This window comes from Planctomonas sp. JC2975, from assembly GCF_012985205.1.
In the GTDB taxonomy this organism is placed as follows: Bacteria; Actinomycetota; Actinomycetes; order Actinomycetales; family Microbacteriaceae; genus Humibacter.
On sequence record NZ_JABEKS010000001.1, the window covers coordinates 1,426,274 to 1,441,445 of the forward strand.

The 15,172-nt window shown below is 69.3% G+C and carries 17 protein-coding genes; 6 read left to right on the forward strand and 11 right to left on the reverse strand.

Annotated features, from left to right (window positions below):
• Window positions 1–126: 126 nt before the first annotated feature.
• Both HII28_RS06585 and HII28_RS06590 read left to right on the forward strand, forming a co-directional pair.
• Entirely contained in the window at window positions 127–432 is a 306-nt protein-coding gene (locus HII28_RS06585) for a metalloregulator ArsR/SmtB family transcription factor (protein ID WP_170026006.1), read from the forward strand.
• Window positions 429–908, forward strand: coding sequence for an SRPBCC family protein (locus HII28_RS06590; RefSeq protein ID WP_170024668.1), 480 nt, complete (start codon window positions 429–431; stop codon window positions 906–908). Before HII28_RS06585 ends, HII28_RS06590 begins: the two co-directional genes overlap by 4 nt.
• A 100-nt stretch (window positions 909–1,008) precedes the next feature.
• On the opposite strand, the gene HII28_RS20125 is transcribed toward HII28_RS06590, so the two are convergent.
• The 4 genes from HII28_RS20125 to HII28_RS06605 form a co-directional block, all read right to left on the reverse strand.
• Entirely contained in the window at window positions 1,009–1,593 is a 585-nt protein-coding gene (locus HII28_RS20125; RefSeq protein WP_346769218.1) for a M24 family metallopeptidase, read from the reverse strand.
• Complete coding sequence (locus HII28_RS20130; RefSeq protein ID WP_240977260.1) at window positions 1,533–2,123, reverse strand: aminopeptidase P family N-terminal domain-containing protein; 591 nt, start codon at window positions 2,121–2,123, stop codon at window positions 1,533–1,535. The genes HII28_RS20125 and HII28_RS20130 overlap by 61 nt, the downstream gene beginning before the upstream one ends.
• A 170-nt stretch (window positions 2,124–2,293) precedes the next feature.
• Entirely contained in the window at window positions 2,294–3,151 is an 858-nt protein-coding gene (locus tag HII28_RS06600; protein WP_170024669.1) for an EamA family transporter, read from the reverse strand.
• 94 nt (window positions 3,152–3,245) lie between these two features.
• Window positions 3,246–3,734 (reverse strand): MarR family transcriptional regulator, encoded by a 489-nt coding sequence (locus tag HII28_RS06605; RefSeq protein ID WP_170024670.1) that lies wholly within the window; start codon window positions 3,732–3,734, stop codon window positions 3,246–3,248.
• Window positions 3,735–3,835: 101 nt separating this feature from the next.
• On the opposite strand from HII28_RS06605, the gene HII28_RS06610 reads away from it, so the two are divergent.
• Both HII28_RS06610 and HII28_RS06615 read left to right on the forward strand, forming a co-directional pair.
• Entirely contained in the window at window positions 3,836–4,459 is a 624-nt protein-coding gene (locus HII28_RS06610; protein ID WP_170024671.1) for an NADPH-dependent F420 reductase, read from the forward strand.
• Window positions 4,460–4,696: 237 nt separating this feature from the next.
• Window positions 4,697–6,073: a glycosyltransferase family 87 protein gene (locus HII28_RS06615; protein ID WP_170024672.1), complete on the forward strand. Its 1,377-nt coding sequence runs from the start codon at window positions 4,697–4,699 to the stop codon at window positions 6,071–6,073.
• Here the strand turns inward: HII28_RS06615 and HII28_RS06620 are convergent.
• Window positions 6,025–7,092 (reverse strand): DUF561 domain-containing protein, encoded by a 1,068-nt coding sequence (locus HII28_RS06620; protein WP_170024673.1) that lies wholly within the window; start codon window positions 7,090–7,092, stop codon window positions 6,025–6,027. The genes HII28_RS06615 and HII28_RS06620 overlap by 49 nt on opposite strands.
• Window positions 7,093–7,159: 67 nt before the next feature.
• On the opposite strand from HII28_RS06620, the gene HII28_RS06625 reads away from it, so the two are divergent.
• Window positions 7,160–7,594 (forward strand): hypothetical protein, encoded by a 435-nt coding sequence (locus HII28_RS06625; RefSeq protein WP_170024674.1) that lies wholly within the window; start codon window positions 7,160–7,162, stop codon window positions 7,592–7,594.
• Between the two features lie 30 nt (window positions 7,595–7,624).
• Here the strand turns inward: HII28_RS06625 and HII28_RS06630 are convergent, their stop codons facing one another.
• Window positions 7,625–8,371 (reverse strand): helix-turn-helix domain-containing protein, encoded by a 747-nt coding sequence (locus HII28_RS06630; protein ID WP_170024675.1) that lies wholly within the window; start codon window positions 8,369–8,371, stop codon window positions 7,625–7,627.
• A complete protein-coding gene (locus HII28_RS06635; RefSeq protein ID WP_205864588.1) occupies window positions 8,368–8,892 on the reverse strand; it encodes a group III truncated hemoglobin in 525 nt (174 codons plus the stop codon). Before HII28_RS06635 ends, HII28_RS06630 begins: the two co-directional genes overlap by 4 nt.
• A gap of 412 nt (window positions 8,893–9,304) precedes the next feature.
• Here HII28_RS06635 and HII28_RS06640 point away from each other — a divergent pair, with 412 nt between their 5' ends.
• Window positions 9,305–10,075: a GntR family transcriptional regulator gene (locus HII28_RS06640; protein ID WP_170024676.1), complete on the forward strand. Its 771-nt coding sequence runs from the start codon at window positions 9,305–9,307 to the stop codon at window positions 10,073–10,075.
• Window positions 10,076–10,167: 92 nt separating this feature from the next.
• Here the strand turns inward: HII28_RS06640 and HII28_RS06645 are convergent, their stop codons facing one another.
• From HII28_RS06645 to iolB, 4 genes are all read right to left on the reverse strand, one after another.
• Window positions 10,168–11,046 (reverse strand): TIM barrel protein, encoded by an 879-nt coding sequence (locus HII28_RS06645; RefSeq protein WP_170024677.1) that lies wholly within the window; start codon window positions 11,044–11,046, stop codon window positions 10,168–10,170.
• On the reverse strand, window positions 11,043–12,209 hold the full coding sequence (locus HII28_RS06650; protein ID WP_170024678.1) for a Gfo/Idh/MocA family oxidoreductase: 1,167 nt from the start codon (window positions 12,207–12,209) through the stop codon (window positions 11,043–11,045). Before HII28_RS06650 ends, HII28_RS06645 begins: the two co-directional genes overlap by 4 nt.
• A 98-nt stretch (window positions 12,210–12,307) precedes the next feature.
• Window positions 12,308–14,221: a 3D-(3,5/4)-trihydroxycyclohexane-1,2-dione acylhydrolase (decyclizing) gene (gene iolD / locus HII28_RS06655; protein WP_170024679.1), complete on the reverse strand. Its 1,914-nt coding sequence runs from the start codon at window positions 14,219–14,221 to the stop codon at window positions 12,308–12,310.
• On the reverse strand, window positions 14,218–15,159 hold the full coding sequence (gene iolB / locus HII28_RS06660) for a 5-deoxy-glucuronate isomerase (RefSeq protein ID WP_170024680.1): 942 nt from the start codon (window positions 15,157–15,159) through the stop codon (window positions 14,218–14,220). Before iolB ends, iolD begins: the two co-directional genes overlap by 4 nt.
• Between the last annotated feature and the right edge of the window lie 13 nt (window positions 15,160–15,172).

A 15,172-nucleotide genomic window follows, 5' to 3' on the forward strand; every position in this document is an offset into this window, starting at 1 on the left:
ATTCAACATCTTCGTTGATAAAGGATTCTGTTGAACACTGACACCGACGCCAAGGATGCCATCGACCCCCGTGAGGAGCGGCTCGACAGGGCCTTCCATGCGCTCGGCGACCAGGTGCGTCGGGCGATGATCGCCCGGCTCAGCCGCGGTCCGGCAACCGTGAACGAACTCGCGGAGCCGTTCGGCATCACGGTGCAGGCGGTCTCCCGACACATCCACGTGCTCGAGGAAGCCGGCCTCGTCACCAGGACCCGCGATGCGCAGCGACGCCCCGTGCACCTGAATGCGGGTGCGCTCGAGGAGCTCACGTCGTGGATCGACGGCTACCGCCTCGCGCACGAGAGCTCGTTCCGGGCGCTCGACGGTGTGCTGGCGGGACTGAAGCCCGGGAACCACACAACCGACAACGAGAAACAAGGAGAGAGATCATGAGCAACGAACTGACGGTGAACGCCCCGGAGGGACTGCCGTTCGTCGACTTCGCGCGCGAGTTCGACGCCCCCGTTGAAGCCGTCTTCCGCGCCTACAAGGACCCCGCACTGTATCGGCAGTGGAACGGTCCGCGCGGGTACGAGATGGACCTGCAGGAGTACGACTTCACGAGCGGTGGCCGCTACCGCTTCATCCACCGCGACCCCGACGGCAACGAGTACGGGTTCCGCGGTGTGTTCCACAAGGTGCGCGACAACGAGTTCGCCGTGCAGACCTTCGAGTTCGACGGAGTGCCCGATGCCGTGAGCATCGAGTTCATCACGTTCGAGGCGCTGCCCGACGGTCGGAGCCGCGTCTCCGGCCACGCCGTGTATCCCAGCCTCGAAGGCCGCGACGGCATCGTCGCGATGGGGATGGAAGACGGGATGCGCGACAGCTACGAGAAGCTCGAGGAGATCGCGACGGCTCGCGTGTGAGCGAGAGCCGGACGCGAACCGCTGACGATCGCGACCGTCACTGAGCCGGGACCCGCAATGGGGCTCCCGGCTCGGCGCGTCATCGCCCGTCAGAGCCCCGTCAGCTCCTCAGAGGCGTGCCAGCGAGTGCGGCCTCACGTTGAGCGCCTCGACGCCGTCGTCCGTCACGACCACGATGTCTTCGATGCGGCCCCCCCCACTCGCCGTCGAAGTAGATGCCGGGCTCGATGCTGAACGCCATCCCCGGCACCAGTTCGATCGCGTTGCCGGCGACGATGTACGGCTCCTCGTGCACGGAGAGCCCGATGCCGTGCCCTGTGCGGTGGATGAAGCGATCGGCGAGACCGGCATCCGCCAGCACGGCGCGCGCTGCGGCATCAACGCTTTCGGCGGTGACACCGGGCCGGACGGCGTCCACGGCCGCCTGCTGTGCACGCTCGAGTGCGGCATACGCATACCGGATGCCCGCGCCCACCTCGCCCGTGGCATACGTTCGCGTGCTGTCCGAGTTGTATCCGAGCGCCGTCGGGCCGCCTATGTCGACGACCACCGTCTCCTCCTCGCCGATCACGCGGTCGGACACCTCGTGGTGCGGGTCGGCGCCGTTCGGACCGGATCCGACGATCACGAAGTCCGCCAGCGCGTGGCCCTCCTCCACGATCGCCGCGGCGATGTCGGCAGCCACCTCGCGCTCGGTGCGTCCAGGCCGGAGCCACTCGCGTGCACGCGATCGATCGCGGCGCCCGCCTCACGGAGGGCCGCGATCTCCGCGGCGTCCTTCACCATGCGCAGGCTGCGCAGCACGGGAGTGGCCAACTCGATGGCGGCGTCGGAGGTGACCGCGAGCGGCACGGTGTGCAACGCGGGCGTCGCCTCGCTGACGCCGATCCGTTGGGTGATGCCGAGGCCGCGCAGTGCCAGAGCGTACGGATCCTGGCCGTCGACCCAGTCACGCACATCGAGGCCCGCCTCGCCGACGGCCGACGCTCGCAGCGCTGCCAGCTCCATCCTCGGCGCCACGACGAACGGATCACCGTCGGCGGGGAGTACGAGCGCCGTGAGCCGTTCGAACGTGCTTGCGCGCGATCCGACCAGGTACTGCAGGTCGGGGCCCGGCGTCACGATGACGGCGTCGAGTCCGTTCTCCCGAACGAGTTCGACGGCCCGCTGCAGGCGGGAGAGGTACACGGCTGTGCTGAATCGATCCTCGGCCATGCCTCGAGCCTAGCTACGGCCGAACGTCGCGTCGGCGGTCCGTGAGGGCACTCTCGTGGGGAAGAACGGGCACCCTCGGGAGGGAGAACGGGCACCCTCGGGCGGGAGAACGGGGACCCTCGGGAGGGAGAACGGGCACCCTCGGGCGGGAGAACGGGCACCCTCGGGAATCAGGCTAGGGCGACGACGGCGACGGAGGCCGCGGACAGGACGAGGCCGACGCGCTGCGGCCAGTTCCATCTCTCCCTCAGCACGAAACGGGCCAGCAGTACGGTGACCGCCGGATACATCGAGGTCACCACCGCGATGATCACGAGCTCGCCGAACCCGGTCGACGCGAGATAGGCCAGCGCCGCGACGGCGCCCAGCACGCCGGCGATGAGGGGAAGGCGCCACTCGGCGGCGAGAAGACCGCCGCGAGCGCGGAATCCGGCCACCGCGAACGGCACGATGAGCACGCACGCCACGAGCATGCCGGAGGCGACGGGCCAGGCGCCCGATCCGGATCCAGCCCGCTCCAGGGCGATGAACAGCAGAGCGAAGGACGCGCCGGCGATGATCCCGTAGAGCGCGCCCCCTCGGTGCTGGCGCTGTTCACCGTCTGCCGCGCCTGATCCGCCCGTCCACGACACGAGCGCGACGGCGACGATCGCGGCGATGACGCCCAGGATGCCCAGCACGGGCAGCCGGTTGCCGATCAGCACGCCGACGACCGCCGGGATCACCACAGTGAGCACACCGGACACGGTCGCCACGACGCTCATCGAGCCGACCGCGAATCCCTGGTACAGCGCCAGAGTGCCGACGGCGCTGCCCACCCCGCTGATCGCTCCCCAGAGCAGCACGGATGCCGTCGGTCCGCTCCCGTGCACGAACACGAGCACGACGCCCGAGAACACGAGCTCCACACCCAGCGTCACCGCCGTCACGAGCATCACGGGCGTCCTGCGCCCTGCCATGCCGGCGAAGAAGTCGGATGCGCCGTAGCCGACGGCGGCGATCAGCGCGAGCAGCGCTCCCACGGGCATCCCCTTCCGTTCCTCCGGCTTCCGGTGTCACGAGCCGCGGATTCGACGCAGCACGACCCACGGATCGCGACAACACGAACGGGGCCCGGTGTCGCTACTGAGGCGCGACCCTCATCATCCTCCGCTGCGGGTCGAGACGCCCGACGACGGGCTCCAGGATGTCGGCGAGCGCCTCCAGCTGCTCGCGGTCCAGCCGGTCGATCACGAGATGACGCACGAGCTCGAGGTGCCCGGGCAGCGCGCGAACCAGCGCCTTGCGCCCCTCGGATGTCAGCCGCACGTTGATCACCCGTGCGTCTTCAGGGCTGTCGACCCGTTCCACCAGCGCGCGAGCCGTGAGCTTGCCGATCACCTTGGACAGCCTCGGCAATGTGGAGTTGACCATGACGGCGATGTCGGACATGCGCATCGTGTTGTGCCCAGCCTGCTTGAGGCCGCTCAGCACCATGAACTCGAAGTGCGTCATGCCGGCGTGCGCCCTCAGGTCGGCGTCGAGGGCGGCGGGGAGCAGCTCGGCGGTCGCCACGAGCGCCAGCCATGCGCGCGACTCGAGCGCATCCATGCGGGGCACCGTTGGAACCATGGAAGGAGTTTACCGAGGTCGGAATAGTTGCAGCTGCAAGTTGTTGTAGCAAAGGTTGCAGCTGCAACAATCAAGCTCATCGAACGTCTCAGGAGGACGACATGACAAGCATCTCGGTGATCGGCACGGGCAACATGGGCTCCGCCATCTCGGCCGTCGCGGTGAAGGGCGGCGCCCACGTTCAGGTCGTCGCCCGCGACACGACCAAGGCCCAGGAACTGGCCGCTCAGCTCGGCGCGACGTCTGCGACGTTCGGCGACGTGCTCACCGGCGACATCGTGGTGCTGGCGCTCCCCTACCCGGCGCTCGACGAGGTCGTCTCGACGTACGGCCCGCGCCTGGACGGCAAGACCGTCGTCGACCTCACGAACCCTGTCGACTTCGCCACGTTCGACGCGCTGACCGTGCCCGCGCACTCGTCGGCCGCCGACGAGCTGCAGGCGAAGCTGCCGAACGCCCACGTCGTGAAGGCGTTCAACACCAACTTCGCGGCCACGCTCGCCAGCGGCACGGTGGGCGGCGAGCCCACCACCGTGGTGATCGCGGGCGACGACGACAGCGCGAAGGCCGAGCTGGCGGCCGTGATCACGGCCGCCGGTCTGAAGGCTGCCGACGCCGGATCGCTGAAGCGCGCCCGCGAGCTGGAGGCCGTCGGATTCCTGCAGATGGTGCTCGCCGTGCGCGAGCACGTCAGCTGGACCGGCGGATTCGGCGTCCACGCCTGATCGGCGGATCCGGTCAGGGTCGATGGCGCGTGCGAGACCCGAATCGCACGCGCCATCCGCGGTGTGAGACGTGTTCATAGTGAAGACCCTCACAGGCGCTCTCCGCCCCGTGCTCCCCGTCATTCCGCGGCAGAACAGGGCATTCGACCCCGCTGATCGCGGTGCGGACAGCCCGGGCATCCGCTCCGGCTTCTCGTCGGGAGGATGCTGTTACCCACCGTTCCTAGCATCGCGATCATGCGAACTCCCCGGGTCTCGACGGTCACCATCGAGGACACGGATCCCGCGACGGCGGCGTCCGGCGCCACGCCCAGTGGTTCGCGGGGTGACCGCGACGATGTCCTGGAGGTCTGGCGCAGCCGGATAGCCGTCGCACGCGAGTCCCGCGCCTGGATGTGGGGCGCCTTCGCGTTCGTGCACCTCGCGATCGCCGCCGCCGTGCTCTCGTTCGACGGCTACCACCTCGGCGACGTGCACACGGCATATGTGACGTGGGCGCAGCACGCGTTCACCGGAAATCACGACCTCGTGGGGATCGACTCGAGCTGGGTGTATCCGATCGGAGCGCTGGTGCCGATCCTGCTGCCGATGCTGTTCGGGCAGGCCGCATACGGCGTCGCGTGGGTGGCGATGGTGACCGCGCTGAACGCCGGCGCGCTCCTCGTCCTCACCCGCCGGCGCATCCGCGCGCGATGGACGGCAGCCTGGTGGTGGCTCGGATTCATGCTGCTGCTCGGCCCCATCTCGCTGGTGCGCCTCGACACGGTGTCGGTGCCGATCGCGATCGTCGCGCTGGTCTGGCTGACGACGCGGCCCCGCGTTGCCATCGTGCTCCTCACGATCGCCACCTGGATCAAGGTCTGGCCCGCCGTGCTCCTCGCGTCGGTGCTCGTGCTGCTGCGGCGGCGGATGCGCACGCTCGCCATCTCTCTGATCACCAGTGCGGCCATCGTGGCGGTGCCGCTGGCGCTGGGTGCAGGCACGCGCATCCTGAGCTTCGTCGGAATGCAGGATGCCCGCGGCCTGCAGATCGAATCGCCCGTGGCCAGCGGATGGCTCTGGGCAGCCGCCTTCCACGTTCGGTCGTCCCACGTGTTCTACAGTTCCGCGTTGAACACGTTCGAAGTGACGGGTCCCGGTGCGCGGATCGCGGCCGAGCTGATGACGCCGCTGCTCGCGGTGGCCGTCGTGGTCGTTCTGGCGCTCGGCATACGGGCGGCGGTCCTCAAGGATGCCGGGGAGTTGCCGACCCTCATGCTGTCGCTCGTGCTGGCGCTGATCCTCTTCGACAAGGTGCTGTCGCCGCAGTACATCACGTGGCTGGCCGCGCCCGTCGTGTTCGGGCTGGTGCAGAATCCGCGCCGGTTCCGCTACCCCGCGCTGCTCGCACTGGCGATCGCGGCGCTCACCCAGTCGTTCTATCCATGGCTGTACCACTACGTCGTCGTGGTGAATCCCGGCGTGCTGGAGCTTCTCGCCGCACGCAACGTGGCGCTCTGCGCGCTGTTCGCGTGGACGATCCTCGAGCTGTGGAGGGCGAAGCCCGCCGTTCGCCCGCAGCCGCGCTACTCCGCGAGGCCCGGGACTCCGGCGGCGAGCTCGGCGAACGCCTGATCGGCGTTCTCGTACCGCGCCAGCGAGCCGGCCTGACCTAGCCAGAGCGATTGCAGGTCGCCCCTGCCCTGCTCCCCCGCGGCGGCACGGAAGCGGCCGGTGAGCCAGTTCTGCGCCGGGAAGGGCGCGATGACGCCCGCCTCCTCCATGGCGCGCACTGCGCGGTTCGGCGCGCCTCGAGAGAGGCGTCCGCTCATCGCCCGCGTCAGCACGGTGCCATCGGCGGGTGTCGATCCGATGGCCGCTCGATGCGCCTCGCTGGCCGCGGATTCGCGGGTGCGCAGGAATGCGGTGCCCACCTGCACGCCGTCGGCGCCAAGGGCGAACGCGGCCGCCACGCCGCGGCGATCCGCGATGCCGCCGGTCGCGACGACGGGAACATCGACAGCGTCCCGCACCTGTGGAACCAGAGCGAACGTTCCGACCAGCGAATCCTCCGCGTCGCGGAGGAACGACACGCGGTGTCCTGCGGCCTCTGCGCCGGAGGCGACCACGACGTCGACCCCGCCTGCGGCGAGCGCGACGGCCTCCTGCACGGTGGTCGCCGTGCCGATCACGACGATTCCGCGCTCGTGTGCCGCATCGAGGATGTCGCGTCCCGGCACCCCGAAAACGACGCTGAGCGCCGCAGGCCGCGCCTGGAGCACAGCGGCCAGCTGCTCCTGGAACGGCGGAAGGTAGCGCGCAGGCGGATCCGGCACCTCAAGACCCACCTCGGCGAAGAGCGGGCGCATCGCGTCGGCGGCGCGGGCATACTCCTCGGCGCTCGGATCCCGCTCCGCACCGGTCGGCAGCCAGAGGTTCAACGCGAAGGGGTGCGCGGTGGCTGCACGGAGGGCATCCGCCGTCTGCAGTATGCGCTCCGCGTCGTATCCATAGAGTCCGTACGATCCCAGCCCGCCGAGTTCGCTCACGCGCGCGGTCAGGTCGACCGACGAGAGCCCGCCGAACGGCCCGAGCACGATGGGGAAGCGGATGCCCAGCATCCGGGTGAGCCGATCGGCACCTGCTGAGCTCATGGTTCCCTCTCGGGTCTGATAAAAAGGAGATTAGCCCTCTTAAAAGAAATCAAGTGAAAGGCGCATCGTGACCGCGGCTCTCGGCATCCAGATTGCCACCACCTTCATCTGGCTCGGGCTGGTCTTGGGAATCTCCTTCATCGAGGCTCCCGTCAAGTTCCAGGCGCCGGGGATCACCGTCGAACTGGGCGTCGGAATCGGTCGCCTCGTCTTCCGCGTGCTGAACACGGTCGAGGGTGTCGCCGCGGTGGTGCTGCTGATCGCCGTATTCCTCCAGGGCGGCGCCAACGGGGTCTGGCCGGAGGCCCTGGCCGTTGCGCTCGCCGTCGTGCTGGCAGCCGGGGCTCTCGTGCTGCGACCGATGATGGATCGCCGCGTGCAGGCGGGGAAGACCGCGGACCGCATGCCCCGCAACAATCTGCACTTCGGCTACGTCGGCCTCGAGGTGCTCAAGGTGGCGCTGCTCGTCTGGCTCGGAGTCGTCGGTCTGATCAGCGTCTAGCGCGTCGGCGCAGCGGGGTCGGCGGGCCGGTCAGCGGTGGGCGGGGTTGGCGCCGGCCTCGCGCGCGCCGAGCGAAACCATGCACAGGTCCGGCTCGACGAACGGGATCAGCCGAGCACCCGCGCGATGGCGGTCGTCGAACCGTTCCAGCATGCGCTCGACGAGTCCGCGGTGCACGGAGCAGACCACGTCGGGGCGCTCGCGTGCGAGGTCGCGGAACGGGCATCCGCGCATCAGGATGTCGTCACCCGCGAGCTCGGGCTCGAAGCCCCACGAGTCGAGCACCTCCACGAGTGACGCCACGGAGTCCGCCTCGGCGGAGGTCTCGACCGAATCGGCCCAGTTGCGGCCGGCCTCAGTCGACGCCCGTGCTGCGGCGCTGCGACGGGAGGGCTTCGCTGCAGAAGCACCGTCGCCTCCCGCGTCCTGGCCGCCGATCGCGTGCACGAGGACCCCGAGCAGCCGCTCTCTGGCCTCTGTGGCCCGCAGGGCACCGCCGGGCGAATACAGCATCCGCGGGCGCCCTCGCCGGTTCTCCTGCACGGCACGGCGCTGCACCAGGTCGGAGGCGACCAGCTGATCGAGGTGGAACCGGGCGGTGGTCACGTGCACGCCCAGCGCCTCCGCGATGGCGTGCGCATCGAGCGGATGCTCCGCCCCGGCCAGCACCTCCAGCACGCGTCTGCGTGCCGCCGGCTCGAGGGCGACCGCGGCCGCCGCGCTCTCAGCGGACGACGCATGCCACCCAGAGGCCTCCGACTCCTTGCGTGCAGTCATGTGCTCTCCCCCGCAATCTGCGTCGTCGCGACGCGGTCGGCCCCGAACTCGGCGAGACGCGGCTCGTCGCGGCTCGGCTCATCGCGGCTCGGCTCATCGCGCCGTCCGATCGATTCGTACCGGCTCCCCGATCGCCCCTGCAGCCTTCGCCGAATCGACCCTGCGATCCTGGTCGCCTGCACCTTGGCGTGCTCGGCCACCCGGCCCGCGAAATGGTCGTCGACGTTCGCGATCCAGAGTTCGAGCCATCGGTCGAACTCGGCCGCCCCAAGCGGATGCTTCGCGTGCAGCACATGGTGCAGCTGCAGCGCATTGCGCCGGTACAGCCCGGCGTTGAACAGCACCGTCTGCCAGAAGTCGCACATGATCGGCAGGTGGTGATCGAGGTCCATGTGGGCGACGTCGGTGAAGATCGGCCCGATCAGCGGGTCGGCGAAGGCGCGTCGGTAGAACGACGTCACGAGGAGGGAGACGTCGTCCCGATCCTCGAGGTCGTGCTTCGCGATCGCTGCCTCGGACATAGGGTCCACCTTAGGTCGAATAAACCGCATCGAACTGCTGCTTATCCGCGCCACGCAGATCGACCGGATGCGCTCTGGCGCGCACTTCATCATTAAACCGCATTGTGGTAGTTTTTAATCAACGCGATTCATTGTTGAACGCCTCCTGGCGCAACCCCGGGAGGAACCGGTCGCTGCCTGACGGTACGGCCACCGGCGGCGTCGGCGCATCCCCCCTTCGGCGCCGGCGCCACTTCTGTTTCTCAACGATCGGCCGGCAGGGCAGCGGCACCACTCCATGACGTAAACTTCTGACAAAGTGACACCTTTGTCACATTGTTCTGTCGCAGTGTTCCGGCCCGCCGTGATCGGCACGCCGCTCACGGCTCGGCGTACGTCGGGCCTCTTCACTGCACCCTGATGGGGAGCCAGCATGCCTGACACGATCGCCGAGCAGACGAGGCTGCCGTCCGAATTGTTCGTTGACATCGATCGGTCCAGTCCCATCCCCATGTACTTCCAGGTCGCGACCACGATCGAGCGGGCGATCACCGACGGCATCCTGGCGCCTGGCGCCCGGCTGGAGAACGAGATCGCACTCGGCGAGCGCCTCGGGCTCTCCCGTCCGACCGTGCGACGCGCGATCCAGGAGCTGGTGGGCAAAGGTCTGCTCGTGCGGCGTCGCGGCATCGGCACGCAGGTGGTGCAGCGGCCGGTGACGCGCAAGGTGGAACTGACCAGCCTGTTCGACGATCTCGAGCGCGGGAGCAAGCATCCGTCGACCGCGCTGCTGACCCGCGAAGTCATCGAGGCCGACGACGCGATCGCGGAACAGCTGTCCGTGCCGAAGGGATCGCCGGTGCTGCACGTGCGTCGCCTGCGATCATCTGACGGCGTTCCCCTGGCCGTGCTGGAGAACTACCTGCCGTCGGAGTTCACCGACATCACCGCCGAGGAGCTGCAGATCCGCGGCCTGTACCAGCTGCTCCGCGCCCGCGGAACCATGATGAGCGTCGCCCAACAGCGCATCGGCGCCAGGGCCGCGACATCGGAGGAGAGCAGACTCCTCGACGTGAAGGCGCACGGCGCTGTGCTCACGATGGATCGCACGGCGTACAACAACAACGGCAAGGCGGTCGAGTACGGCCACCACTGCTACCGGCCCGACCTCTACGCGTTCGAGATCACGCTCGTCAACAAGTGACGGACGGGTCCGTTCCGTCGAGAGGGCTCCTCAGCTGCGTCTCGGTATGCCGAAACCCCGATCAGCGCCGAGTCTCGGGCCGGCGCACAGCCTCAGGCCAGCGCAGAACGCAGGAACTCCACCGATGCGCGCGCATCGTCGATCGGACCGGCGCCCTCCTCCGGCGCATCGTCGATGACGTTGTCCTGTTCGAGCACGAACCAGCCGTCGTATCCGACCGCATCCAGGCTGGCGAGGATGCTCCGCACATCCACGTCCCCCTGACCGAGCGGCCGGTACATCCCGGCGACCACGGCGTCGTAGTAGGTTCGCTCGCCCGTCTGCACGGTGCGCACGAGCGCGAGGTCGACATCCTTCAGGTGCACGTGCGCGATGCGGTCGGCATGGGCAGCGGCGAAGGCGACGGGATCCGTTCCGCCGATGAGCAGGTGCCCGGTGTCGAGGCAGAGCGGGATGCCGGATCCGGCGAGCACGCGGTCGAGGTCGTCGGCGGTCTCCACCATGGTGCCGACGTGCGGATGCAGCACGGCGAGCACGCCGGCATCCTGCGCCGTCTGTCGCAGCCGGTCGAGGTTGCCCAGCAGAGTCGCCCAGCCGACCGCATCCAGTTCGGGACGGGAGTCGTAGCCCTCGACGCCCGTCGCGGCCGCGAGCACCAGAACGGATGCCCCCGCCGACTCGTACGAGGCCAGCTCGGCCTCGACCTCCGGAACGGGGTCGTGCAGCGGATCGTGCAGCACGACGGGCACGAACCCGCCGGTCGCCCGCAGGCCGAAGCCCGAGAGCAGCTCGGCCTTCTCGGCCGGCGTCTCCGGCAGGAATCCGAGGGGACCGAACTCGGTGGCGGAGAATCCGAGCTCCGCCATCTCGCGCAGCACGCGGTCTGGCGGCAGCTGGTAGCCCCAGCCGGGAACCTCGCAGACTCCCCATGAGATGGGTGCTGCTGCGATCTTCGGTGCGGATGCGGTCATCGCAGTGCTCCTTCTGCGGTCGTGGCCTGTGATGTCGTCGTCGTCGCGGAATCGGAGCCGGATCCAGGCCCGCACTCCGCCGCGCCCTCTCGGGTGTTCAGTATCTCGGCGTGCGGATACGCGACGGCGACGCTGCGTCCGCCGGTCTCCATGGCGGCGATCACGGCGTGGGCGACGGCGGTGGCACGGTAGCCGTCGACGGCGGACGCGAGCGCGGATCCTTCGTAATGGTCGCGCGTGACGGCGTCGACCCATTGCTGCATCTCCGCGCGATACGCCGCCGCGTATCGCGGCCGCCAGTCGGCCGGATAGGCGCTCTGCCTTGTCAGGCCGGTGTCGCGCACCACGGCCGTCGGCGCACCGATCGCGAGCGTGCCGGTCTCGCCGACGACCTCGAGCTTGACGTCGTATCCGTAGACGGCGTTCACGAACACCTCGACAGTGGTCAACGCGCCGTCAGCCGTGCGAAGGAGGAGTAGCTGCGGATCCTGCCGCTGAGGCAGCAGGCTCGTCGACGCCGGTGCGTGCCAGCTCACCTCGGCGACCGGCGCCGAGAGCAGCCACGGCGTCTGATCGAGCTCGTGGATGGCCGAATTCAGCACCGTCGAGGCCGAGTCTCCGCTCGGATCGCTCGACACGTTGCGGTGCACGGCGTGCGCGAGCAGCGGCCGGCCGATCTCGCCGGCGTCCAGCGCCTGCTTGAGCTCGACGAGAGCGGGATCGAAGCGACGTGAGAATCCCACGGAGACCAGCCGGCGGCCGGCTTCGCGCTCCGCGACGATGATGCGCGCGCAGTCGTCCAGGTCGAGCGCCAGCGGCTTCTCGCAGAGCACCGGCTTGCCGGCGGCGATGGCGGCGAGCACCAGGGCGGTGTGCGTCGAGTCGTGGGATGCCACGACCACCGCGTCGACGGCATCCGCTGCGATGAGTTCCAGCGGATCGGCGACGGCGAGCGGCGCGCCGAGCTCGGCTGCCAGTGCCTGCGCCCGAGCCAGGTCGATGTCGGCCACAGCCTCGAGGACGGCGCCGTGCGTCGACCCTGCGATGGCCCTGGAATGGTCGCTGCCCATGATGCCCGCACCGATCACGCCGATGCGCAGGGGGCGGCTCGGCGGCACCGCCTCGACGGTGCGCTGCGGTGCGGTGGAGCTGTCCTGAGTCATGTGTTCCTCGTGTGTCTAGGGTCTGCTGTGTTGTCGTGCGGTGGACTCGCTGCGCCTCACTCGGCGGGGTCGAGCCGCCCGCTTCCGGGCTGGTGCCCTCAGCCCAGAAGCGGGCGCTGCCTCCGTCGCTGCTCGACGTACTCGGCGCGCGCACTCCGCGTGCTCTCCAGCTCGGAGACCTCTGCGACGGGAACGTCCCACCAGCCTTCGCCGTCTGGTGCGTAGGAGAAGGGATCCGAGTCGACGTGGATCAGCGTGGAGGTCTCGCTCGCCTTCGCGGCGGTCACCGCGTCGCGGAGCCGGGCTGCGGCATCCGCTCCCGGCGCGATCTCGATGACGTCGACGCCGTAGCTGCGCGCGTTGGCGGCGAGATCCACAGCCGTGAGCAGCCCGCCGGACTCGAAGTTCGACGCCTCGCGGTTCAGGTAGCGGTAACGGGTGCCGAAGCGCTGCGATCCGACCGTCTCGGAGAGGTGTCCGATCGACGCGAATCCCTGGTTCTGAATGAGCACCACGATGATCTTGATGCCCTCGGCGACGGCCGTCGCGAGTTCGCTGTGCAGCATGAGGTACGAGCCGTCGCCGACCATGACGATGACGTCGCGGTCGTCGCCCATAGCCTCGAGCCCGCGCTTCACGCCGAGGCCGCCCGCGATCTCGTATCCCATCGTCGAGAACGCGTATTCCACGTGGTAGCCCATCGGGTCGCGCACACGCCACAGCTTGTGCAGGTCGCCGGGAAGCGATCCCGCCGCCTGCACGACGACATCCCGATGGGCGCTCGCGCCCTGAACGGCACCGATGATCTCGCTCTGGCCGAGCAGTTCGGCGCCTGTGGCCTTCAAGGCCTCGTCGACCACGGCATCCCACTGGCGCTTCTGAAGCGCAATGAGCTCCTCGTAGTCGGCGTCGACGCGGTGACGGTCGAGCGCGCCGTGAAGCGCGACGAGGGTCTCGCGGGCATCCGCGATGACCGGGAGCTGCGTGCCGTGCTTGTACGCGTCGAACGAGGCGACGTTCACGTTCACGAACGTGACGTCGGGGTTCTGGAACGCCGTGCGGCTCGCCGTCGTGAAGTCGCTGTAGCGCGTGCCGATGCCGATGATCACATCCGCTTCCGCCGCGAGCCGGTTCGCGGCGGTCGTGCCGGTGGCGCCGACGCCGCCGAGGTACTGCGGGTGGTCCCAGTTCAGTGAGCCGCCGCCGGCCTGACTGGTGCCGACGGGAATACCCGTGCTCTCCACGAGCTCGCGCAGCGCGTCCTCCGCAGCCGAGTAGATGACGCCGCCGCCGGCCACGATGAACGGGCGCTTGGCACCGCGGATGGCCGCTGCCGCGGCATCCAGCGCCCAGCGCTCGGGAGCCGGGCGGCGGAGGTGCCATTCGCGGTCCTGCAGGAACTCCACCGGAACATCGAGCGCCTCGGCCTGCACGTCCTCCGGCAGGGCGATCGTCACCGCGCCGGTCTCCGCCGGATCGGTCAGCACACGCATCGCGGCGAGCGCGATGGACAACAGCTGCTCGGGTCGCTGCACACGGTCGAAGTACCGCGACAGCGGACGGAACGCGTCAGTCACCTGCACGCCGGTGTCGTGCGGATGCTCCAACTGCTGCAGCACGGGATCCGCGACGCGCGTGGCGAAGGTGTCGCTCGGCAGGAGCAGCGCCGGCAGCCGGTTCGCCGTGGCGAGCGCAGCACCGGTGAGCATGTTCGCCGCGCCAGGGCCGACGGATGCCGTCGCCGCGAGCGTGGCGCGCCTCCTGTGCACCCGCGCGAACCCGACGGCCTGATGCACCATGGCCTGCTCGTTGCGCGCCTGGTGGTACGGCAGCAGCCCTGGATCCTGCACGTTGTACTGCTTCAGCGCCTGTCCGAGGCCCGCCACGTTGCCGTGGCCGAAGATGCCGAGGATGCCGGGCACCGTTCGCTCCCGGATCTCGCCATCGACCGTCCACTGGTGCGCCAGGAACTCGACCAGCGCCTGGCCGACGGTCATGCGTCGTGTCGTCATCGGTGTGCTCCGTCGTCGTCTCGTTCTGCGTCGTCTCGTTGCGGGCCCCGGCGTCCATCGGCGGACTCCGTCAGCCGCGGATCCTGCGGCGTTCTCGCCCATTCGTCGCGGATCCAGCTCTGCCGCGGATCGTCGCTGATCAGCCATTCCCGCAGCTCGCCTGGACCGGCCATCACGTTCAGGTAGTAGAGGTCGTACTCGGGAGCGGCCGCGGCCGGCCCGTGGAATCCGAACGGCACGAGAGCGATGTCGCCGGTGCGCACCATGGCGCTGGTGTCGATCTCACCCGCGGGCGACGAGTACGCGGCGAAGGTGCCGAATGCGTCCGCGTCCTGCGGGGCATCCGCTCCGGCCCGGGTCGCCGACTCGAAGTAGTAGATCTCCTCGAGCTGCGACTCGTGCCCGTCGACGGCCTCGTCGTGCTTGTGCGCCGGATGAGACGACCAGTTGCCACTCGGCGTGATCACCTCGCACGCGATGACCGCTGCGGCGTCGAGCGCATCCGGCGTGCCGAAGTTGTGCACGCGTCTGGTGTCGCGACCCGCTCCCCTGATCTCGACGGGCACGTCGGACTTGGCGAGGTATGCGCTCGGCTTGCGCTCCGACGTCACGGCTTCCGCGACCGCGACGCGGCCGGATCCGCTGATGGTCAGAGCGCGGCCGGCGCCGACGTAGAGCACGTCGGTGGCGCCGTCGAACACGCTCGCGCGTCCGTGAAGCACTGTCGTCGTGTCGTCGTGCCCGACGCGGAATCCGCCGGCGAGCGGAACAACGATGCGCTCGACATCCGCGGCAGGGAGCCCGACCGCCCCGTCGTCGAGGACGGCGATGCGGATGCCGGTGTGCCGCCATCCGGCGATGCCGTCGTCGACGACCGACTCCCACTCCCCGCGTCTCAGCGAGCCTGCTGGGAAGAACCATTCGTTGCGCACGACCATGTGACGCGGTGCC

Coding starts and splice junctions, on each gene's coding strand:
- HII28_RS06585 (WP_170026006.1), top strand. CDS start 127: ATGATCGCCCGGCTCAGCCGCGGTCCGGCAACCGTGAACGAACTCGCG.
- HII28_RS06610 (WP_170024671.1), top strand. CDS start 3,836: ATGACAAGCATCTCGGTGATCGGCACGGGCAACATGGGCTCCGCCATC.
- HII28_RS06600 (WP_170024669.1), bottom strand. CDS start 3,151: ATGCCCGTGGGAGCGCTGCTCGCGCTGATCGCCGCCGTCGGCTACGGC.
- iolD (WP_170024679.1), bottom strand. CDS start 14,221: ATGACGACACGACGCATGACCGTCGGCCAGGCGCTGGTCGAGTTCCTG.
- HII28_RS06605 (WP_170024670.1), bottom strand. CDS start 3,734: ATGGTTCCAACGGTGCCCCGCATGGATGCGCTCGAGTCGCGCGCATGG.
- HII28_RS06645 (WP_170024677.1), bottom strand. CDS start 11,046: ATGACCGCATCCGCACCGAAGATCGCAGCAGCACCCATCTCATGGGGA.
- HII28_RS06590 (WP_170024668.1), top strand. CDS start 429: ATGAGCAACGAACTGACGGTGAACGCCCCGGAGGGACTGCCGTTCGTC.
- HII28_RS20130 (WP_240977260.1), bottom strand. CDS start 2,123: ATGGCCGAGGATCGATTCAGCACAGCCGTGTACCTCTCCCGCCTGCAG.
- HII28_RS06635 (WP_205864588.1), bottom strand. CDS start 8,892: ATGTCCGAGGCAGCGATCGCGAAGCACGACCTCGAGGATCGGGACGAC.
- HII28_RS06615 (WP_170024672.1), top strand. CDS start 4,697: ATGCGAACTCCCCGGGTCTCGACGGTCACCATCGAGGACACGGATCCC.
- HII28_RS06640 (WP_170024676.1), top strand. CDS start 9,305: ATGCCTGACACGATCGCCGAGCAGACGAGGCTGCCGTCCGAATTGTTC.
- iolB (WP_170024680.1), bottom strand. CDS start 15,159: ATGGTCGTGCGCAACGAATGGTTCTTCCCAGCAGGCTCGCTGAGACGC.
- HII28_RS06620 (WP_170024673.1), bottom strand. CDS start 7,092: ATGAGCTCAGCAGGTGCCGATCGGCTCACCCGGATGCTGGGCATCCGC.
- HII28_RS06650 (WP_170024678.1), bottom strand. CDS start 12,209: ATGACTCAGGACAGCTCCACCGCACCGCAGCGCACCGTCGAGGCGGTG.
- HII28_RS06630 (WP_170024675.1), bottom strand. CDS start 8,371: ATGACTGCACGCAAGGAGTCGGAGGCCTCTGGGTGGCATGCGTCGTCC.